The 19,948-nt window shown below is 67.0% G+C and carries 19 protein-coding genes; 6 read left to right on the top strand and 13 right to left on the bottom strand.

The annotated features are described in order from the left end of the window. Positions 1–7: 7 nt before the first annotated feature. The 4 genes from ACI766_RS29300 to glyA all read right to left on the bottom strand — a co-directional run bounded on the left by ACI766_RS29300 (position 8) and on the right by glyA (position 6,025). The gene (locus ACI766_RS29300; protein ID WP_023104820.1) at positions 8–3,025 is read right to left on the bottom strand and encodes a sarcosine oxidase subunit alpha; all 3,018 of its coding nucleotides are present in this window, start codon (positions 3,023–3,025) and stop codon (positions 8–10) included. Further along, positions 3,022–3,342, bottom strand: coding sequence for a sarcosine oxidase subunit delta (locus tag ACI766_RS29295; RefSeq protein WP_003096781.1), 321 nt, complete (start codon positions 3,340–3,342; stop codon positions 3,022–3,024). The genes ACI766_RS29300 and ACI766_RS29295 overlap by 4 nt, the downstream gene beginning before the upstream one ends. A 93-nt stretch (positions 3,343–3,435) precedes the next feature. After that, complete coding sequence (locus tag ACI766_RS29290; RefSeq protein WP_003096779.1) at positions 3,436–4,686, bottom strand: sarcosine oxidase subunit beta; 1,251 nt, start codon at positions 4,684–4,686, stop codon at positions 3,436–3,438. An 85-nt stretch (positions 4,687–4,771) separates the two neighbouring features. Further along, positions 4,772–6,025, bottom strand: a complete 1,254-nt coding sequence (gene glyA, locus ACI766_RS29285; protein WP_010792442.1) for a serine hydroxymethyltransferase — start codon at positions 6,023–6,025, stop codon at positions 4,772–4,774. A 215-nt stretch (positions 6,026–6,240) separates the two neighbouring features. Here glyA and ACI766_RS29280 point away from each other — a divergent pair, with 215 nt between their 5' ends. The 3 genes from ACI766_RS29280 (at position 6,241) to ACI766_RS29270 (ending at position 11,845) form a co-directional block, all read left to right on the top strand. After that, positions 6,241–6,882, top strand: coding sequence for a hypothetical protein (locus ACI766_RS29280; protein WP_003114452.1), 642 nt, complete (start codon positions 6,241–6,243; stop codon positions 6,880–6,882). An 80-nt stretch (positions 6,883–6,962) separates the two neighbouring features. Next, positions 6,963–8,003: a low specificity L-threonine aldolase gene (locus ACI766_RS29275; protein ID WP_003105702.1), complete on the top strand. Its 1,041-nt coding sequence runs from the start codon at positions 6,963–6,965 to the stop codon at positions 8,001–8,003. A 1,412-nt stretch (positions 8,004–9,415) separates the two neighbouring features. Then, the gene (locus tag ACI766_RS29270; protein WP_087823949.1) at positions 9,416–11,845 is read left to right on the top strand and encodes a ferredoxin; all 2,430 of its coding nucleotides are present in this window, start codon (positions 9,416–9,418) and stop codon (positions 11,843–11,845) included. On the opposite strand, the gene gbcB is transcribed toward ACI766_RS29270, so the two are convergent. After that, positions 11,839–12,939 carry a glycine-betaine demethylase subunit GbcB gene (gene gbcB / locus ACI766_RS29265; RefSeq protein ID WP_003161131.1) on the bottom strand — a complete coding sequence of 367 codons (1,101 nt, stop codon included), beginning with the start codon at positions 12,937–12,939 and terminating at the stop codon, positions 11,839–11,841. The genes ACI766_RS29270 and gbcB overlap by 7 nt on opposite strands. Positions 12,940–13,363: 424 nt before the next feature. On the opposite strand from gbcB, the gene gbcA reads away from it, so the two are divergent. The 3 genes from gbcA (at position 13,364) to ACI766_RS29250 (ending at position 15,669) form a co-directional block, all read left to right on the top strand. Next, positions 13,364–14,653 (top strand): glycine-betaine demethylase subunit GbcA, encoded by a 1,290-nt coding sequence (gene gbcA, locus ACI766_RS29260; RefSeq protein WP_003096766.1) that lies wholly within the window; start codon positions 13,364–13,366, stop codon positions 14,651–14,653. A 274-nt stretch (positions 14,654–14,927) separates the two neighbouring features. Continuing rightward, positions 14,928–15,488 carry an HdeD family acid-resistance protein gene (locus ACI766_RS29255; RefSeq protein ID WP_003096765.1) on the top strand — a complete coding sequence of 187 codons (561 nt, stop codon included), beginning with the start codon at positions 14,928–14,930 and terminating at the stop codon, positions 15,486–15,488. Positions 15,489–15,492: 4 nt separating this feature from the next. Next, complete coding sequence (locus tag ACI766_RS29250; RefSeq protein ID WP_003096763.1) at positions 15,493–15,669, top strand: hypothetical protein; 177 nt, start codon at positions 15,493–15,495, stop codon at positions 15,667–15,669. On the opposite strand, the gene ACI766_RS29245 is transcribed toward ACI766_RS29250, so the two are convergent. The 8 genes from ACI766_RS29245 to ACI766_RS29210 all read right to left on the bottom strand — a co-directional run bounded on the left by ACI766_RS29245 (position 15,666) and on the right by ACI766_RS29210 (position 19,914). Continuing rightward, positions 15,666–15,956, bottom strand: a complete 291-nt coding sequence (locus tag ACI766_RS29245; RefSeq protein ID WP_003105708.1) for a cell division protein ZapA — start codon at positions 15,954–15,956, stop codon at positions 15,666–15,668. The genes ACI766_RS29250 and ACI766_RS29245 overlap by 4 nt on opposite strands. Further along, entirely contained in the window at positions 15,953–16,186 is a 234-nt protein-coding gene (locus ACI766_RS29240) for a hypothetical protein (protein WP_003105710.1), read from the bottom strand. The genes ACI766_RS29245 and ACI766_RS29240 overlap by 4 nt, the downstream gene beginning before the upstream one ends. Positions 16,187–16,281: 95 nt before the next feature. Next, complete coding sequence (locus tag ACI766_RS29235; RefSeq protein WP_003105712.1) at positions 16,282–16,515, bottom strand: hypothetical protein; 234 nt, start codon at positions 16,513–16,515, stop codon at positions 16,282–16,284. Between the two features lie 13 nt (positions 16,516–16,528). Beyond that, entirely contained in the window at positions 16,529–16,933 is a 405-nt protein-coding gene (locus ACI766_RS29230) for a hypothetical protein (RefSeq protein WP_003114450.1), read from the bottom strand. Positions 16,934–16,964: 31 nt separating this feature from the next. Beyond that, positions 16,965–17,171 carry a helix-turn-helix domain-containing protein gene (locus ACI766_RS29225; protein WP_003096753.1) on the bottom strand — a complete coding sequence of 69 codons (207 nt, stop codon included), beginning with the start codon at positions 17,169–17,171 and terminating at the stop codon, positions 16,965–16,967. A 7-nt stretch (positions 17,172–17,178) separates the two neighbouring features. Then, a complete protein-coding gene (locus ACI766_RS29220) occupies positions 17,179–17,748 on the bottom strand; it encodes a hypothetical protein (RefSeq protein WP_003096751.1) in 570 nt (189 codons plus the stop codon). A 124-nt stretch (positions 17,749–17,872) separates the two neighbouring features. After that, a complete protein-coding gene (locus tag ACI766_RS29215) occupies positions 17,873–18,646 on the bottom strand; it encodes an electron transfer flavoprotein subunit beta (protein WP_087823950.1) in 774 nt (257 codons plus the stop codon). Between the two features lie 35 nt (positions 18,647–18,681). Continuing rightward, a complete protein-coding gene (locus ACI766_RS29210) occupies positions 18,682–19,914 on the bottom strand; it encodes an electron transfer flavoprotein subunit alpha/FixB family protein (protein WP_023082141.1) in 1,233 nt (410 codons plus the stop codon). Positions 19,915–19,948 lie beyond the last annotated feature (34 nt).

Here is a 19,948-nt window from a genome sequence, read left to right as displayed (position 1 = left end):
TCTCCGGTCAATCCACGTTCTGCCGCTCCCCTTTGGGGTCGTAGAACACCGAGGAGCAGATCTCCGCCTCGATGAAGCGGCCGTCCGCCAGCGGCGCGTAGACCTTCTGGCCCATGCGCTTGAGGCCGCCTTTCACCACCGCCAGGGCGAAGCCGTGGCCGAGACTGGCGCTCATGTAGCTGGAGGTGACGTGGCCGACCATCTTCATCGGGATCGCCTGCTGGGTGTCGAACACCAGTTGCGCGCCTTCGGGCAGTACCTCCTGCGGGTTGCTCGGCCTGAGTCCGACCAGTTGCTTGCGATCCTCGCGCAGGCAGTCGGCGCGGTTCATGCCGCGCCAGCCGATCCAGGAGAACGGCTTGCTGCGGCCCACCGCCCAGCCCATGTTGAGATCGTCCGGGGTGACCGAGGCATCGGTGTCCTGGCCGACGATGATGAAGCCCTTCTCGGCGCGCAGGACGTGCATGGTCTCGGTGCCGTAGGGCGTCAGGCCGTACTTCGCGCCGTGCTCGGCGAGCGCTTCGAGCACGCCCATGGCGTAGTCGGCCTGGACGTTCACCTCGTAGCTCAGCTCGCCGGTGAAGGAGATGCGGAACACCCGCGCCGGCACCCCGGCGACCTTGCCTTCCTTCCAGGTCATGAAGGGGAAGGCATCCTTGTCCAGGTCGATGTCGGTGACTTCGGCGAGCAGCTTGCGGCTGTTCGGGCCGGACAGGGTGAGGGTCGCGTAGTGGTCGGTGACCGAGGTGAAGTACACCTTCAGCTCCGGCCATTCGGTCTGGTGGTACAGCTCCAGCCACTCCAGTACGCGGGCGGCGCCGCCGGTGGTGGTGGTCATGACGAAGTGGTTGTCGGCCAGGCAGGCGGTCACGCCGTCGTCGAAGACCATCCCGTCTTCCTTGCACATCAGGCCGTAGCGCGCCTTGCCGACGTCGAGCTTGGTCCAGGCGTTGGTGTAGACCCGGTTGAGGAACTCCCGCGCGTCCGGGCCCTGGATGTCGATCTTGCCCAGGGTCGAGGCGTCGAGCAGGCCGACCGCCTCGCGCACCGCGCGGCATTCGCGGACCACGGCGGCGTGCATGTCCTCGCCGCGGCGCGGGAAGTACCACGGCCGCTTCCACTGGCCGACGTCTTCGAACTCGGCGCCGTTCTTCACGTGCCAGGCGTGCAGGGCGGTGAAGCGCACCGGTTCGAACAGGTGCCCGCAGTGGCGGCCGGCGACGGCGCCGAAGGTCACCGGGGTGTAGTTCGGACGGAACATGGTGGTGCCGGTGTCGGCGATGCTCTTGCCCTGGGCCCGCGCGGCGATCGCCAGGCCGTTGATGTTGCCCAGCTTGCCCTGGTCGGTGCCGAAGCCCAGCGCGGTGTAGCGCTTGACGTGCTCGATGGACTCGAAGCCCTCGCGGCAGGCCAGTTCGATGGCGGCGGCGGTGACGTCGTTCTGCGGATCGACGAACTGCTTCGGCGCGCGCGCCGTGGGCTTTTCGTGGGGCACCTGGAACAGCGCGACGGGTGCTTCCTCGCGGCGCGGCTGGACCTTCGGCAGGCTGCCGGCGGCGGTCTTGTAGCCGGCGTCGAGGGCGGCGCGGCTCCCGGCCTGGTAGCCGTCGGCGAGCACCTCGGCGAGCCCGAACACGCCGTTCACGGCGCCGGCGCAGATGCGTTTCTGCAGGCCGTCGCCGGGGACGAAGGCGAGGATTTCCTCGCGCCATTCCGGCTTGCCGCCCAGGTGCGAGGCCAGGTGCACGACCGGGCTGTAGCCGCCGGAGCTGGCGATCAGGTCGCAGTCCAGCCATTCGCCGCCGCTGGCGCGCATGGCCTGCAGGTCGATCCGGGCGACCTTGGCGCCGCTGACCCGCTTGCCGCCGCGAGCCTCGATCACCGAACTGCCGGTGATCACCCGCATACCGCGTTGGCGTGCTTCCTCGACCCACTCGCCGCGCGGATTGGCCCGGGCGTCGGCGATGGCCACCACTTGCAGGCCGGCTTCCTGCCAGTCGAGGGCGACGCGGTAGGCGTAGTCGTTGTTGGTGGCCAGCACCAGTTTCTTGCCCGGTGCCACGCCGTAGCGCCGTACATAGGTGGAAACCGCGCCGGCGAGCATGTTGCCGGGCAGGTCGTTGTTGCCGTAGACCAGCGGCCGCTCATGGGCGCCGGCGGCCAGTACCACGCGCTTGGCGCGCACGCGGTGCACACGCTGGCGGACCTGGCCGAGCGGGGCGACCTCGCCGAGGTGGTCGGTGCGCCGCTCGTGGATGGTGAGGAAGTTGTGGTCGTGGTAGCCGTTGACCGTGGAGCGCGGTAGCAGGATGACTTCCGGCAGGCCTTGCAGCTCGGCCACGGCGTCCGCGACCCACTCGGCGGCGGGCTTGCCGTCGAGGGTCTCGCGGGTGTCCAGCAGGCTGCCGCCGAACTCTTCCTGCTCGTCGGCGAGGATCACCCGCGCGCCGCTGCGGGCGGCGGCGAGGGCGGCGGCCAGGCCGGCCGGGCCGGCGCCGACCACCAGCACGTCGCAGTGGTGGTTCATCCAGTCATAGCTGTCCGGATCGACCTCGGTCGGCGCGCGGCCCAGGCCGGCGGCCTTGCGGATGTACTTCTCGTAGGTCATCCACATCGACTGCGGGTACATGAAGGTCTTGTAGTAGAAACCGGGCGGCATCAGCTTGCCGCCGACCTTGCCGAAGATTCCCATCAGGTCGTTCTGCACGTTCGGCCAGCCGTTGGTACTGGTGGCCACCAGGCCGCCGTAGAGCGCCTGCTGGGTGGCGCGTACGTTGGGGATCTGGGTGGCTTCGCGGGAGCCGATCTGCAGGATCGCGTTGGGCTCCTCGGCGCCGGCGGCGACGATGCCGCGCGCCCGCGAGTACTTGAAGCTGCGGCCGACGATGTCGACGCCGTTGGCCAGCAGCGCGGCGGCCAGGGTGTCGCCGGCATAGCCCTGGTAGTGCTGGCCGTTGAAGCTGAAGGTCAGCGGGCGGTTGCGGTCGATGCGGCCGCCGCTGGACAGGCGATTGATCTGGCTCATGCCGGTTCCCCTTGTACGGCGGGTTTCTTCTCACCGTCGGCGACGACGCTGGGCTGCTCGCCGATCAGGTAGGTCTCGAGGATCTCGTAGGTCACCGTATGGCGGGTGACGTTGAAGTACTTGCGGCAGCCGGCGGCGTGCACCCACAGCTCGTGATGGAGGCCGCGCGGGTTGTCGCGGAAGAACATGTAGTCGCCCCATTCCTCGTCGCTGCAGGCGTTCGGGTCGAGCGGGCGCGGGATGTGGGCCTGACCCTTGGCGTGGAATTCCTCTTCGGAACGCAGTTCGCCGCAGTGGGGGCAGAAGATATTCAGCATTTTGTAGCCTCCGGAAACTGTTCTTGCCGGTTGACCGGCACCCTCTCCCTGAAGGGCGAGGGGCAGCGGATTTCGCCCTTCGGGCGGCTTTTGTCAGTGCGCCACTGCCGCCGCGCCGTGCTCGTCGATCAGCGCACCGCTGTGGAAGCGTTCGATGGAGAAGGGCGCGGCCAGCGGATGCGGTTCGCCCTTGGCCAGGGTGGCGGCGAAGACGTTTCCGGAGCCGGGAGTGGCCTTGAAGCCGCCGGTGCCCCAGCCGCAGTTGAAGAACAGGTTCTGCACCGGAGTCTTGCCGATGATCGGGCAGGCGTCCGGGGTGGTGTCGACGATGCCGCCCCACTGGCGGTTCATGCGTACCCGCGAGAGCACCGGGAACATCTCGACGATGGCTTGCAGGGTGTGCTCGATCACCGGGTAAGAGCCGCGCTGGCCGTAGCCGTTGTAGCCGTCGATGCCGGCGCCGATGACCAGGTCGCCCTTGTCCGACTGGCTGATGTAGCCATGCACGGCGTTGGACATGATCACGCTGTCGATGATCGGCTTCAGCGGCTCGGAGACCAGCGCCTGCAACGGGTGCGACTCCAGCGGCAGGCGGAAGCCGGCGAGCCTGGCCATGTGCCCGGAGTTGCCGGCGGTGACCACGCCGACACGGCGCGCGCCGATGAAGCCGCGGTTGGTCTCGACGCCGATCACCGCGCCGTCCTGCTTGCGGAAGCCGGTGACTTCGGTCTGCTGGATCAGGTCCACGCCGAGGGCATCGGCGGCGCGGGCGAAGCCCCAGGCCACCGCATCATGGCGGGCGACGCCGCCGCGACGCTGGATGGTCGCGCCCATGATCGGGTAGCGGGTGTTCTTGCTGCAGTCCAGGTAGGGAATCTCCTCCGCCACCTGCTGCGCGTTCAACAGTTCGCCGTCGACGCCGTTGAGGCGGTTGGCGCTGACCCGGCGCTCGCCGTCGCGCATGTCCTGGAGGGTGTGGCAGAGGTTGTAGACCCCGCGCTGGGAGAACATCACGTTGTAGTTGAGGTCCTGGGACAGGCCCTCCCACAGCTTCATCGCGTGTTCGTAGAGCAGCGCGGACTCGTCCCACAGGTAGTTGGAGCGCACGATGGTGGTGTTGCGCGCGGTGTTGCCGCCGCCCAGCCAACCTTTCTCGACTACCGCCACGTTGCTGATGCCGTGTTCCTTGGCCAGGTAGTAGGCGGTGGCCAGGCCGTGCCCGCCGCCGCCGACGATGACCACGTCGTAGACCGGCTTCGGCGTGGGCGTGCGCCACATGCGTTGCCAGTTCTCGTGATGGCTCAGTGAATGCTTTAACAGGCCGAAGCCGGAGTAGCGTTGCATGTGGATGCTCCTGAACTGTTGCTCCCTCTCCCGCGGAGAGGGTTGGGCCGGGGCGCGTCGGGCTCCCCGACCGTCTTCGGGGGGCTCAGCGATAGACCGGGAAGTCCGCGCAGAGACCGGCGACCTGGGTGGCGACCTTGGCTTCCACGTCGGCATCGCCGAGGTGGTCGAGGATGTCGCAGATCCAGCCGGCCAGTTCGCGGCTCTGCGCTTCCTGCAGCCCGCGGGTGGTGATGGCCGGGGTGCCGATGCGGATGCCGGAGGTGACGAACGGGCTCTGCGGATCGTTCGGCACGGCGTTCTTGTTCACCGTGATGCCGACCCGGCCGAGGGCGGCGTCGGCTTCCTTGCCGGTCAGGCCCTGGCGCACCAGGCTGATCAGCATCAGGTGGTTGTCGGTGCCGCCGGAAACCACGTCGTAGCCGCGCCCGATGAACACCTCGGCCATCGCCTTGGCGTTGCGGATCACCTGCGCCTGGTAGTCCTTGAAGCCCGGCTCCAGCGCTTCCTTGAAGCACACCGCCTTGGCCGCGATCACGTGCATCAGCGGGCCGCCCTGGGCGCCGGGGAATACCGCGGAGTTGAGCTTCTTCTCGATCTCCTCGTTGGCGCGCGCCAGGATCAGGCCGCCGCGCGGGCCGCGCAGGGTCTTGTGGGTGGTGGTGGTGACCACGTCGGCGAAGGGGATCGGGTTCGGGTAGAGGCCGGCGGCGACCAGGCCGGCGACGTGGGCCATGTCGACGAACAGGTAGGCGCCGACCTTGTCGGCGATGGCGCGGAAGCGCGGGAAGTCGAGGGTCTTGGAGTAGGCGGAGAAGCCGGCGACGATCATCTTCGGCTTATGCTCCACGGCCAGGCGCTCGACTTCGTCGTAGTCGATCAGCCCGGTAGCGGTGTCCAGGCCGTACTGCACGGCGTTGTACAGCTTGCCGGAGGAGGACACCTTGGCGCCGTGGGTGAGATGGCCGCCGTGGGCCAGGCTCATGCCGAGGATGGTGTCGCCGGCGTTGAGCAGCGCCAGGTACACCGCGGCGTTGGCCGAGGAACCGGAATGCGGCTGGACGTTGGCGTAGTCGGCGCCGAACAGTTGCCTGGCGCGGTCGATGGCCAACTGCTCGACCTTGTCGACGTGTTCGCAGCCGCCGTAGTAGCGCTTGCCCGGATAGCCCTCGGCATACTTGTTGGTCAGGCCGCTGCCCTGCGCCTGCATGACCCGCTTGCTGGTGTAGTTCTCCGAGGCGATCAGTTCGAGATGGTCTTCCTGGCGGGCCTCTTCGGCGTCCATCGCGGCGAGCAGTTCGTCGTCGTAGCCGCGGATCTGGTCATGCTTGCTGAACATCGCTGGGTCTCCCTGCGGCGCCGGAACCGCGCCGGAATGGCTGCAACGGGACACGCGGTCCCTTTGCCAGCGATGGTATGACCGGCCCTGCCGGCCCAGATGCCTATGCACGCCACGGGGAGGTGCGTTTGCGACATGGCGGTGGGAATCGGCAACCGATGCGGAACGCCCCGGGCTGGCGCTAAACTGCGTGCTCTTCGTCCTGCGAGAACACCATGAAACGCCCGCTGATCTTCCTTTCCGCCGTGCTGCTCGGCGCATCCCTGCAAGGGTGCGGGGGCGGCGATGAAAAGCAGGCCGCCGCGCCTGCGCTGCCGGCCGATTCCTGCACCGGCCATGAACTCGAAGTGGCCTTGCCGCCGGCCGGCAAGCCACTGTTCGGCTACGACTTCCTCTCCCGCCAGTGCGGCTACAACGACGCCACCGTGGTCTTCGGCGCTGCCGACGGCAGCAAGCGCCTGGAGATCGTCCTCACCGACACCGGCCTGCCGGCGCCGCCGACCGAGGGCGACGCGGTGGCCTATCGGGCGGCGCAGGACAAGCTGCGCGAGATGACCCAGACCAACCTGACCCTGCTCCACAAGACCCGCGAGACCGCCCTTAAGAACGGCACCGCCGAGCGCTTCGGCGGCGAGGACTACCTGCCGCTGATCGATACCACGCGGATGGGCGACCCGCTGGGAGTGATGGTCCCGGCCAAGGGCGAGGAGGGCGTCTCGACCCTCAGCGGAGTGATCAAGAACCGCTACGTACTGACCCTCAGCACCCGCGACACGCCCAATGGCGGCAGCGCCACGGCGATGCGCCAGGTGCTGGTGCCGTTCGTCGAGCAGATGAAGCTGACCAAGCTACCCTGACAGACTGTGCCGGCACGTACCCGTGCCGGCACGACCGCATGGAGCCCCACAAGGGCTCGGCAACCGTTCCAGAGGCCCACATGACCGATCACACCCAACAGTTCGCCAGCGACAACTATTCCGGCATCTGCCCCGAAGCCTGGGCGGCGATGGCCGAAGCCAACCGCGGCCACGAACGCGCCTATGGCGACGACCAGTGGACCGCGCGTGCTTCGGACTACTTCCGCCAGTTGTTCGAGACCGATTGCGAAGTGTTCTTCGCCTTCAACGGCACCGCCGCCAACTCCCTGGCCCTGGCTGCGCTGTGCCAGAGCTACCACAGCGTGATCTGCTCGGAGACCGCCCACGTCGAGACCGACGAGTGCGGCGCGCCGGAGTTCTTCTCCAATGGCTCCAAGCTGCTGCTGGCGCAGACCGAGGTCGGCAAGCTGACCCCGGCGTCGATCCGCGACATCGCTCTCAAGCGCCAGGATATCCACTATCCGAAGCCGCGCGTGGTGACTCTCACCCAGGCCACCGAGGTCGGTACGGTGTACCGCCCGGACGAGTTGAAGGCGATCAGCGCCACCTGCAAGGAGCTCGGCCTGCACCTGCACATGGACGGCGCGCGCTTCTCCAACGCCTGCGCCTTCCTCGGCTGCTCGCCGGCGGAGCTGAGCTGGAAGGCCGGGGTCGACGTGCTCTGCTTCGGCGGCACCAAGAACGGCATGGCGGTGGGCGAGGCGATCCTGTTCTTCAACCGCGACCTGGCCGAGGACTTCGACTACCGCTGCAAGCAGGCCGGCCAACTGGCCTCGAAGATGCGCTTCCTCGCCGCGCCCTGGGTCGGCGTACTGCAGGACGATGCCTGGCTGCGCTACGCCGATCACGCCAACCGCTGCGCGCGCCTGCTGGCCGAGCTGGTGGCCGACGTTCCCGGCGTCAGCCTGATGTTCCCGGTAGAAGCCAACGGCGTGTTCCTACAGCTTTCCGAGCCGGCGATCGAAGCCTTGCGCGCGCGCGGCTGGCGCTTCTACACCTTCATCGGTGAAGGTGGCGCGCGTTTCATGTGTTCCTGGGATACCGATATCGAGCGGGTCCGCGAACTGGCGCGGGACATCCGCCTGGTGATGGGCGCCTGAGTCCGCTCTCGGTCGCCCCCATGGCGCGGGGCGGCCGCTCTTTCCTCAAATCCTGTGGATAACTCTGTGGGCTAACTGTTCGGGAGCTATGCAAAAGTGCTCCCTGGAACGTCCTTCCTGTCTCCGCCCGAGACGCCGAAAGCCTTTATCCACGCGGCTCCACTCCAGTGGCGGGATAACCTGTCCAATCCACAAACACTGTGGAACCGAATGTGAATAACGTGTTCGCAGTCGCTTCCGGGCAGCGCCTCGCCGGGCTCTCCGGAGGCTGGTCGGTTTTTGAGCGAAAACAGCCGTTTGTGAACAGAGGATGACGGTTCGGGTGAAACGCGCTGACGAAACGGTGACGGATATTGTCCCCTCCGGGCCCATGCAAGCCTGTGGATAGAAAAGACGGGGAGCGAAGTGGGCGCAAAAGTCGAAAACACCCTGCGCGGACGTAACGGCTTGAGGAAAAAGACTAAATTCTTCCGTTCCGAAGTCGCTGGGACAATGGAAGCAATCGCCGAGGGGAATTTCCCCCAATTCCTGTTGAGGTCGATGTGAAGAGCCTGTTTATAGAGTGCGGAGAGCCCGGTGGGGCGAGCCTTTCAGGGAATTGCTCAAGAATTGACCGGATGTTCTGTCAACAGGTGGCGGGCTTGCTTTAGGGAGCTTGTGTATAAATGCAGGGTTGCCCACAAAAGGCCTGGAAAGTCTTGTGGACAACCTGTATGGATAGCGCCAGAAGCCGCATAGGGCTAAGCCTGCGGTGGATTGATCAATAAACGATCGGTGCGCATGGGAAGAGCCGGACTGCCTGAGAAAGCAGAGATTTTTCTTCATTCTGTGAATATTTTTTTGTTTTTCCCCACGGGAAGTGTAAAGCCCTGTGGAAAAGTTGTTCGCTCACGCTTGGGGGGGCCGTACGGCGGGGTCTCTGGCGTATTGATCGTTAAATGAGCAGGAGAGTGCGGCCAGGCCGAGCGTGCGGCGAAGTGCGATTTACCCGGAAGGAAAGCCGGATGGGCTTGCGGAGCCCTCGCGCCACGGAGGAGGTATTGTCGGTATGTTGTTTCTGGACCCGCAGGACATAGAGGAGGCGATGGATTGCACAACTTGTGGATAAGTCTGTGATCAACCTAGCCTGGAAAGGGCTTCCCGGAGGCAGGGACGGGCTGAGTAGCCGGCCCTGAAATGCACTTGAATTTGTAGAATTTATCTTTTATTTCAAATGCTTGAGTGAACACATGGCGGACATCCAGGCGGCGAAGGAACACCTGTATGGAATTCCAGTCCGAATGTGGACAACCTTGGCGCCCTGGTGTTTTCCAGTATGAGAAGGTCAGCTTCGCCGTGGCTCTGGTGGTTGGCCGGAGCCTTGATTACCCTTGGCTTTTGCCAGGAAAGTGGGATGGATCATGGATGATCGGATGTCAGACAAGCCGCTCGGCCGCTTGTTGCTCGAAGGCCTCGGCGAGATCGCCTGGATCGCCGTGCTGGTGGCCCTTGGCGTCCTCCTGCCGTTGCCGCTGGTAGCGCTGGGTTGGGCGCTGCTGCTGGGCGCCGAGTGGGCCATGGATCGTTGGCGCGGCAAGGTGCCGTATCGCCTGCAACAGGCGCTGTTCTTCTGGGTTCTGGGTGGCGGCATCGCCCTGGGCCAGGCACTGCCGGGCTTCTGGCTGGGACTGGGCGGTGGCTTGCTGGCGGTGATCGGCGGCGTGCTGCTGCAGATCCGTTTCGAGCGTGGCCTGCGCCTGGAGCGCCAGGCTCCGCAGGCGCTGGACGTACCGCTGCCGGCGGGAGGTAGCGCCTGGGGCGGCGAAGCGCCCGAGCGAACCCCCGAGGGCGAGCCGATCCGCCTGTTCGACGGCGGCGAGATCGCCATGGGCGGCCCGCTGGTATGCCACTACCTGATGCCCGACGGCTGTTTCATCCCCGACTGCAATCCTTCGGCACGCTTTTCCAGCGATGGCCGCCACTTCGTTTCGCCGATACCGAGCCGAGGCGCGTGGGGCCTGGCGATCTTCGACCGGCAGGAGCGGTTGCTCTACCGCTGTGCCGTGGACAACTTCTGGGAGCTGGACAGCGTCACCGAGCGCGAGGTGATCGGCCGGCACAGCCCGCTGACGTCCAACGCACCGCAGCGCCTCGAGCTGCAGGCGCTCAAGGCCGGCAGCGAGGCCGAGGCCTTCGTTGCCATCGGCGACCTCTGGCTGCCCGAGAGCGAATGGCAGCGCTGGAGCGGGGATCTGCGCGCGCAACCGCTACCGTCCCCGCTTGGCGGACCCGCGCTGGAAATCCGCCCCTGGCTGCCGGACAGCCTGCTGGCCCTGGACGATCCTTTCGCGCCGCTGCGCGCCAACCGCGGCGAGCTGTGGATAAACGACGAGGCCAGCGGCCTCTACCTGTCCCGTGAAGCGCCGCCATTGGCTTGGAACGATGACGGCCGGGCGCTGGCGCTGCAGGCAGCAGGCGAGCCGCTGGGGCAGGATGCCTACTGGCTTTGGCGAGAGGACGGCGGTCTGCGTGCGCTGGGCGCGCCGTGGTCGGCGTTGCCCGCCGAGCCCCATGCCGGCGGGCCCGAACTGCTCGGGCTGGAGGATGGCTGGCTGCGTTTCGGCCTGGACCTGGCGCAACCCTGCCTGACCTACGAACGCTACGGCACGCTGGGTTCGTACAGCCATTCCAGCCTCTACCTTCTGCACGCTCGCGATGCGGACGACCGGCCGCGCTGGCGCGAGGCCGACATGCCGCGCCTGGACCTGTTGCTGCCCCTGGATGGCGCGGCCGGCAGGCCGGGATGCCTGTTGCAGAGCGCACCGCTGGCCGATGGCAGCCGGGCCGTCTGGGAGTGGTTGCGCGACGATCAGGAGGCGGAGCGCGGCGCCTATGCCTTGCGCCTGGGCGACTGGCGCCTGGATGGCGAGTGGACGCTCGACCACCGCGTGTCCGATTGCGGTCGCTACCTGGCCGTGGTGGCCTTCGCCGAGGCGCCGACCCTGCCGCAGCGCCTGGCCATACTCGATAGCCGGGAGCGGCGCCTGGAGTGGCTCGCCGAGCCGCTGGCCGATCTACACCTGCAAGGTTTCATCGATGGCCAGGTGCATTTGCTCCACCTGCTCGGCCGCAACGCCTACCAGCCGCCGGGCGGGCCGGGCGAAGGCGACCCCGGCCTGTTGCGCCGCTTCGACGAAGGCTTGCCCGAGCCCGGCGCCTGGCACGCATTCGGCCGCTTCCACGACGACTGGCGGCATTACTACGAGCAGGCGCGGGTGGCGTTCGATGGCACGGCCTGGCGGCTGTGCCCCACGTCGCGCTGGCTGGACGCAGCGCCACGGCCCTGGAGCGACGGCGACTTCGTCTTGCCGTCGGTGGGCGCGGAGGACGCCGCCTGGGGCTTCGGTTTCCACTACGAGGGCATGCACCGCGACGAGGACGTGCGCGCCGGGTTCAGCCGCGACGGCTACCTGCTGACCGCGTCGGGCATCGGCTTGGGCAACCTGGCGGCGCCAATGATCTGGTCGGCGGACGGTCGCTACCTGGCGCTGACCCGGCACGTCCAGCGCTACGAGGAAAGCGACCTGGAACGGGACCAGTGGCGCCTGCTGCTGCTCGACGTGCAAGAGCGGACGTTGCGTCGCTACCGCGACGACCTCGGCGAGTACCCGTGCTTCGACAGCTTCGACGACGACCTGTGCTTCCGCTGCGCGGGGACGGGGCGCTACGTGCTGGCCCTGGACTCGCTGCTGAAGGCTCCCGCCGAGCCGCTGCAGGCCTGCGCCGGACGCTGGCTGCCGGCCGAGGAACTGCCGCGGCGGCGCTACTGGGAGCGCCTGGCGTTTCCCTCGCGCCCTCAGTAGTCGATGACCACGTCGCCCTTGGGCACGCTGCAGCAGGAGAGGATGTAGCCTTCGGCGACATCCTCGTCGGTGATCCCGCCGTTGTGCTCCATCTCCACCTCGCCGGCGGTCTTCATTACCTTGCAGGTGCCGCATATGCCCATCCCGCAGGCCTTCGGAATGTGCAGGCCGAGCTTGGCGGCGGCGGCGTGCACGGTTTCCCCGGGGCTGACGCGGATGCTCTTGCCGGTGGCGGTGAATTCCACCTGGTGCTGGTCGGCGACCGGTACCTCCGGCGCCTCGGCGGCTTCCGCGGCCAGTTCCCTGACGTCGGCGCGGACCTCCGGCGGAGTCGGCCCGAAAGCTTCCTCGTGGTAGCGGCTCATGTCGTAGCCGTGGCCCTGCAGCAGGTGCTTCACCGCGCTCATATAGGGCGTCGGGCCGCAGCAGAAGATTTCCCGCTCGAGGAAGTCCGGGGCGATCAGTTCCAGCATGTGCAGGTTCAGGTAGCCACGGTAGCCGGCCCAGGCTTCGCCGAGGCCGTGGCGCTCGCAGATGATGTGCAGGCTGAAGTTGTCGATCCGCGAGGCCATGTGCTCCAGCTCGCGGTGGTAGATGATGTCCTTCGGCGAACGGGCGCTGTGGACGAAGACCATGTCGACGTTGGCGTTGGTGTCGAAGAACCAGCGCGCCATGGACATCACCGGGGTGATGCCGACCCCGCCGGAGAGGAACAGCACCTTGTCGGCCGGGAAGTCGATGGCGTTGAACAGGCCGACCGGACCGTGCACCGGTAGCTCCTGGCCTTCCTTGAGGTTGTCGTGCAGCCAGTTGGAAACCCGCCCGCCCGGCACCCGCTTGATGGTGATGGAGAAGCTGTAGGGCACCGAGGGCGAGCTGGAGATGGTGTAGGAGCGCATCACCGGCTCGCCGTCGATCTCCAGCTCCAGGGTGACGAACTGGCCCGGCTTGAAGAAGAACAGGATCGGCTGGTCGGCCATGAAGCAGAAGGTGCGCACGTCCCAGGTTTCCTGGATGACCTTGACGCAGCGCACGAGGTGCCGGCCGTTGGCCCAGGTCTGGGTGGTGACCGGATTGAGGAAGTTGCTCGACATGATGATCTCTCCGTGCGCACGGGGCCGAACGATGGCCTGATGGGGCGGATTGTGCGCATCGCCGTGGCCGCTCATTTACCTGCCAGCGACATTTACATGCTTATCGCGACCTGCCTGCTGGGACGCGGCCCGGAGCGTCGGAAACGGATGCGGTCATGTCGCCCATGGATAAGGTCGGCGGCGGGCGCGGGCCCACACTCCAGACCAGCCGAGACGAGGGTTTGCATGAACCCCGGGAGGGTAGAGCCCGGACGTGTAGAGCGACTGACCTTCATTCCCGCCACGGCGGGGCCCGTCCATCGGCAGGGCGGGATTCCGGACGCCGCGCCGGGATGAGGAAGGCTGTGAACGCCACCTTGCGTAGCAACCGTATCAGCCACTTTTTCCGCCGCCACCCGCGCGGGGGCGGCATGAGGAGTTACCGATGGACGTCACTTCCACCCTGAGTCTCGGCGATCCCCTGGAACCGGCCCGCAAGGCCACCGCCGACATGCTGCGCAGCCGCGACCACAGCTTCTCGCTGCCGCAGCCCTTCTACTGCGACCAGCGCCTGTTCGAGATCGACATGCAGGAGATCTTCCACAAGGAATGGCTGATCGCCGGCATGACCTGCGAGATTCCCGCCAAGGGCAATTTCCTCACCCTGCAGATCGGTAAGAACCCGGTCCTGGTGATCCGTGGCGCCGAAGGCCAGGTGCATGCCTTCCACAATGTCTGCCGGCACCGCGGCTCGCGCCTGTGCGTGAGCGAGAAAGGCAAGGTGGCCAAGCTGGTCTGCCCCTACCACCAGTGGACCTACGAGCTGGATGGCCGCCTGCTGTTCGCCGGCACCGAGATGGGCGCCGACTTCGACATGAAGGAGTACGGCCTGAAGCCGATCCAGGTGAAGACCGCCGGCGGCTACATCTTCATCAGCCTGGCGGAGAACCCGCCGGCCATCGACGACTTCCTGGCGACGCTCGAGCACTACATGGAGCCGTACGACATGGAGAACGCCAAGGTGGCGGTGCAGACCACCATCCGCGAAGCCGCCAACTGGAAGCTGGTGATCGAGAACAACCGCGAGTGCTACCACTGCAACGGCTCCCACCCGGAACTGCTGAAGACCCTGCTGGAGTGGGACGACGTCACCGACCCGCGCGCCAGCCAGGCGTTCAAGGACCAGGTGGCGGCCTGCACCAGCGCCTGGGACGCCGAGAAGATCCCGTACGCCCATGCCAGCTTCGGCCTGCGCAATCGCATCGTGCGCATGCCGCTGCTGGACGGCACGGTGTCGATGACCATGGACGGCAAGCAAGGCAGCAAGAAGCTCATGGGCCGGATCAAGAACCCCGACCTCGGCTCGATGCGCATCCTGCACCTGCCGCACTCCTGGAACCACTGCATGGGCGACCACCTGATCGTCTTCACCGTGTGGCCGATCAGCGCCCAGGAAACCCTGGTCACCACCAAATGGCTGGTGCACAAGGACGCGGTGGAAGGCGTCGACTACGACGTGGCGCGCCTGCGCGAGGTATGGGACGCGACCAACGACCAGGATCGTCGGCTGGCCGAGGAGAACCAGCGCGGGATCAACTCCGACGCCTACCAGCCTGGTCCATACTCGAAGACCTACGAGTTCGGTGTGATCAATTTCCTCGACTGGTACAGCGAGCGCATGCTGAACAACCTCGGCGAGGAGTCCGCCCACGTGCGCAAGGTGGCCGGCAGCTGAGCCGGACGAGGCGCCCCCTGGCGGGGCGCCGCTGCGGAGGAAAGGTCATGGACAACCTGCTGTTCTACGTCAGTTCCGCTTTCGTCAGCCTGCTGCTGGCCTGGAACCTGTTCGCCTGCTGGCGCCGCCAGCGGCCGCCGGAGAAGTCCCGGCCCTGAGCCCGCGCGCACGCCTTGCCTCCCGCCTCCGCCCCCTGACAGCCTCCCGGCAAAAGGACTAAGGTGGGAGGACTCAACCTGAACGGGCCGCTCAAGGGCGGCCTCTGGAGGCAAGCGTGGAAAACAATCCCCTGTGGGCCGAACTGGGCAAGCACTGGAAACTGGTGGCCCTGCGCGGCGTGGCGGCGCTGGTGTTCGGCGTCCTGACCCTGCTCTCGCCGGCCCTGGCGCTGACCGTGCTGGTGCTGTTCTGGGGCGCCTACGCGCTGGTGGACGGAGCGTTCGCCCTGATCGCCGCGTTCAACATGCGCAGCGATGGGCAGTTCAACTGGCCGCTGGCGCTGGTCGGGGTGATCGGCGTGGCGGCCGGCCTGGTTGCGTTCTTCTGGCCGCAACTGACCGCCATCGGCCTGCTCCTGATCATCGCCGGCTGGGCGCTGGCGATGGGCATCTTCCAGATCGTCGCGGCGATCCGCCTGCGCAAGTCGATCCAGAACGAATGGTGGATGATCCTCTCTGGTGCCATCTCGGTGCTGTTCGGCGTGCTGATGATCGCCAACCCCGGCGCCGGGGCGCTGGCGGTGGTCTGGGTGATCGGCGCCTACGCGGTGTTCTTCGGCGTGTTGCTGGTCATGCTCGCGCTGCGCTTGCGCAAGACTTCGACCCTGAAGGCCTGACGCGGTGGCGGCGAAGCCGGCGGAGGAAACGCGCTGGTGCCTGTGGCGCCAGGACGACAACGGCAATGCCTTCGTCATGCGCCGCGACCTGACGCGCGACGAGGCCTGCGCGCTGGTCAAGGACTACCAGGCGCGCGGGCATCGGCAGCTGTATTGGGCGAGTCCGCAGGCGCGCGACTAGCCGGATGCCCCGGCGATCCGCTCGACCAGCGCCTCCAGGCGCTGCTCCACCGCCCGCAGGCGCGGCGACTCGCCGTCGTTCGCGCCGAGCTGGCGGGCGCAGAGATTGAGCGCGGAGAGCACCACCAGCTCGTTGCTGGTGACGTAGGGAAACTTGCGCTTGTTGGCGTCCACTTCCGCTTGCAGCAACGCGGCGGCGTCCGCTAGGGCCCTCTCCTCGCCGGCCGGCACGCGGATCGAATAGTCCCGACCGAGGATCGACAGGACCTGGACGCCGTCGCGGCTCATGCGCTAACCGGTTGCTGCGCGCTGAGGCGCTCGACCAGGGCTTCCAGGCGGGCCTGGGTGCCGCTCTGCTTTTCTTCCTGCTCGAGCATGGAGAGTTGCAGGGTTTCGTTTTCCTCGGTGGCCTGGCGCAGCTGCTGCTGAAGCTGGTCGTGGCTGTCGCGCAGGGCCTGGTTCTGTTGCAGCAGCTCGGCTACCAGGGTTTCCAGGCGTTCCAGGGTGTTCTCCAGCATGATCTCGTCCCAGTCGTTCAAAGGGCGCGCAGGATAAAGAAAAGCGCCTGCCGAAGCCAGGTCCGTGGTCGGTTGCCAGGCTTTGGCACCCGGCTTCACCAGTGAAAGCTGCCGCCCAGCGAGTAGTGCCCGGGGTCGGCGACGAAGGGATCGCGATCGGTGGCCGGCGGGCAGTTGCGCCGTTTCAGGCAGTCTTCGGCACGCTCGGCGTAGCTGCGTTCGTCGCCGCTGACGCGGACGTCCGGAAGGATGCCGGAGAAGGAGGGATAGCCCTGGGCGCAGCCGACCAGGAACAGGAACGGCAGGAGAGGGAAGAGGCGTCGGCTCATGGGGATACTCCGATCATTGAGGTTGCTCGACGATGCGGCGGATGGTGCCGCCGCAGATGTCGGTGAAGCAGCGGTCGTAGTCGGAACTGCAGTTGAAGTTGCCGGAGCCGCCGAAGCCGTTGTAGCCGAACGAGGAGGAATAGCCTGGCGCCAGGCATTCCTTGCGCGCCTGCTTCTTGCTCTTGCCCTGGCTGCAATAGTGGTAGCTGCGCCGTTCCGCTTCGCGCAGGCGGTTTTCGTTCTGCCATTCCAGGCGCGCGAGGCTTTCGCACTGGCTCTGTTGCGTGCGGCACTGGGCGACGCAGGTGCGTCCCGCTTCGCTCGGCGGCATCACGTACTGGTAGCGGACGGAGGGGCCGCAGCCCGAGATCAGGGCGAGCGCGAGCGCAACGCCCGAGAGGTTCAGGTGTCTGTTCATGGTTTCTGGTTGGGAAAGGGTGGAGCGGGGATCAGTCGTCCGCGACGTATTCCAGGATGTCGCCCGGCTGGCAGTCCAGGAAGGCGCAGATCTTCTCCAGGGTGTCGAGGCGGATGCCCTTGACCTTGCCGTTCTTCAGCAGGGACAGGTTCTGTTCGGTGATACCGATGGCTTCCGCCAGCTCCTTGGAGCGGACCTTGTTCTTCGCCAGGATGACGTCTAGTCGGATGATGATCATGAGGTCGTCATATGAAGGCTCTTACTTCTTCGTCCAGTTTCCTGGCTTCGCTCATCATCAGGCCGAACGAGCAGAGAAAGATCGCCTTGAGAAACTCGTAGGCCGCTTCGGAAGTGAGTCCTATCGAAACGCTCAGGACACGCTCGCCGTCGGGCAGGTCGAGAGATAGTACAAGACCTTGCAGCGTATTGATAAATGGCTGGAGCAAGAGTGCCAGGAAGGACAGCAGGCCGATGTGCACCAGGGTCCTGGCGTTGCGCTGCGACCAGCGTTCGCCCTTGGCCAGGCGGCGGAAGAACAGGCCGGTGAGCGCCAGGCCGAACGCGGAAAGCAGGGTCGGCAGGTAGTCCAGCAGCATCAGCAGCGCCCGGCTGCTCCAGGACAGGACGAAGCCGTCGCTGGCCAGGCGCGGCATTTCATCGCTCCAGGCCTGCAGGTAGCCCTGCTCGCTGAGGCCGGAGAACCAGAGGTGGGTGTTCGCTCCGAGTTCGATGCAGGCCATGCCCCAGGCCAGGATGGCGCAGAGCATGCCGAGCAGATAGAGCTTGTGGTTGCTGAGATGCGTGGACAGCGCCATGCCGGGTTCCCCTGTGTGTTTCGCGTCTGGATGGCGAAACTAGGGAATAAATTATCGTAATACAATAATTTATCGTCACCACGTCATAACTTGTGATCTGGCGCACAGTGCGTTCTGACCCGCTTCAGCGGATCACGCCTTCCTCGCGCAGGAGCTTGAAGATGGCTTCGGCGCCGGCTTCCGCCGAAAGATCCTTGAGTACCTGCCCGGTACCGCCGGAGGCCTTGGCGGTGGCGGCTTTCATTCGCTCGGCGCCGGTCTTCGCCTTGATTACCTTGAGCCGCTTCGGTCGCGGCCGGGCCGGTTGCAGGCTGTCTTCGGCGAGCAGCGGGTCGTCGACCACCTCCACCTCATCGGCCTCGATCTCGCCACGCCTAGCCGGGCCGAAGGCGCTCTGCCGGGCCACCGGCGCGGCATTGTCGACGCTGGCGACGAACGGCAGGCGTACCCGCAGTCGGCGTCGCTGGCCGCGAGGCAGAGCCTGGAGGACCTGAGCGCTGCCGTCTTCGACCTTCTCGACCTCGGCCAGGCCGACCACCAGTGGCCAGCCCAGGCGCTCGGCGAGGAGGAAGGGCAGCATCCCGGAGCCTTCCCCGGTTTCCGCCTGGCTGCCGGTGAGCACCAGTTGCGCGCGGGAGTCGCGCAGGTGCTCGGCCAGTGCGGGCAGGGCGTCGGCGCCGGCCGGCTGTTCCAGCACGGACAAGCGTTCCAGGCCCATGCCGAGATAGCCGCGCAGCGCCTCGGCGTGCGGGTCGCCGGCGTGCAGCACCTGTAGGCGTGGGCCGCTCAGGCGCAGGCCGAGTTCCACCGCGCGGGCGTCCTGTTCGGCACGGCGCGGGCGTCCGGAGGCGGGATGGGCGCCGATGGAGACCAGCGCGACGATGTTCAGCTCAGTCATGGTTCGATACCGATGAAAGGTACGTGGAAGCGGGTTCAGGCCGCATCGCGGGCGGCGCCGTTGCGGTGTGCCTCGGCCAGGCGGATCAGCGCGCGGAGGATTTCCGTCGAGTCGCCGATCACCGAGAGATCGGCGCGCTTGATCATGTCGCAGCCGGCGTCGCGGTTCACCGCCACCACCTTGTCGCAGGCGCCTATGCCCTGCAGGTGCTGGATCGCCCCGGAGATGCCCACCGCCAGGTAGACCCGCGCGGTGACCCAGGTACCGGTGGCGCCGACCTGGCGGTTGCGCGGCATGTGCCCGTCGTCCACCGCCACCCGCGAGGCGCCCTCGGTGGCGCCGAGGACGGCGGCGGCCTGGTGGAACAGCGTCCAGTCCTGCACGCCGTTGCCGCCGGAGAGAATGAATTCGGCCTCGGCCATGGGAATCCGCGCCGGGTCCACGGCCACCGGGCCGAGGTCCTCGATGCGTGGCAGGTTGCGCGCCACCTGCTCGGCCATGTGCAGTTCGCGAACCTCATGGCGGGTCTCGCTGACCGGCTCGGCGCATTCCGCCGCGGCCAGCAGCAGGCGCGGCAGGGCGCGCTGGATGTCCTCGCGGCCGGCGCCGGCGCGGCCGATGCAGCGGCCGTCCTCGACCTGCCAGACGCGACCGGCCGGCCGCTCGCCGAGCGCGGCGGCCAGGCGCCGGCCCAGTTCGCCGCCGCCGTTGCGACTGTCCGGGAACAGCCAGTGGCGCGGGGCGAGCTGGTTCTCCAGGTTGCGCAGGGCGAGTATTCGCTGCTCGGGCGCGTAGCCGTCGTACTCGCCGCCGGCGAGGTGCAGCAGGCGGTCGACGCCGGCGCTGTCGAAGGCGCTTTCCTTGTGTTCGCCGAACACCACGGCGAGCACCGCGCCGTCGTTGCCGGCGAGCTTGCGGGCCAGTCCGAGGAGGTCCTTGTCGTGGCTGGAGAGACGGCCGCCGACCATGTCCGGGACCACCGCGACGAGGAATGCCGGTTGCTCGACCACATGCAGCGGCAACTGCGCTTCCTGCGCTACGCTGGCGCGGCGCGCGCCGCTGCCCTGCTGGCCGCCGGAGCGATCGATGCGGCGGATGCCGTTGGGGCCGACGAAGCCGACGGCGTGCGGGTTCTTGCGGATCACGCCGTGGGGGCCCATCCAGCGCACCTCGCCGCCTTGGGCGGACTGCATGGCCGCATGCAGCGGATGCAGGCGGTTGCGGGCGATCCATTCGGCGCGTGGATCGCGACGGACGATATCGTTCATGCGGAATGCTTCCTGTGGCTGCGGCTACCCGATC

The sequence above is a fragment of the Pseudomonas sp. DL genome, from assembly GCF_047199225.1.
GTDB lineage: Bacteria > Pseudomonadota > Gammaproteobacteria > Pseudomonadales > Pseudomonadaceae > Pseudomonas > Pseudomonas aeruginosa.
The sequence above is the reverse complement of the archived record's forward strand: the minus strand, read 5'-3'. Positions and strand labels throughout refer to the sequence as shown.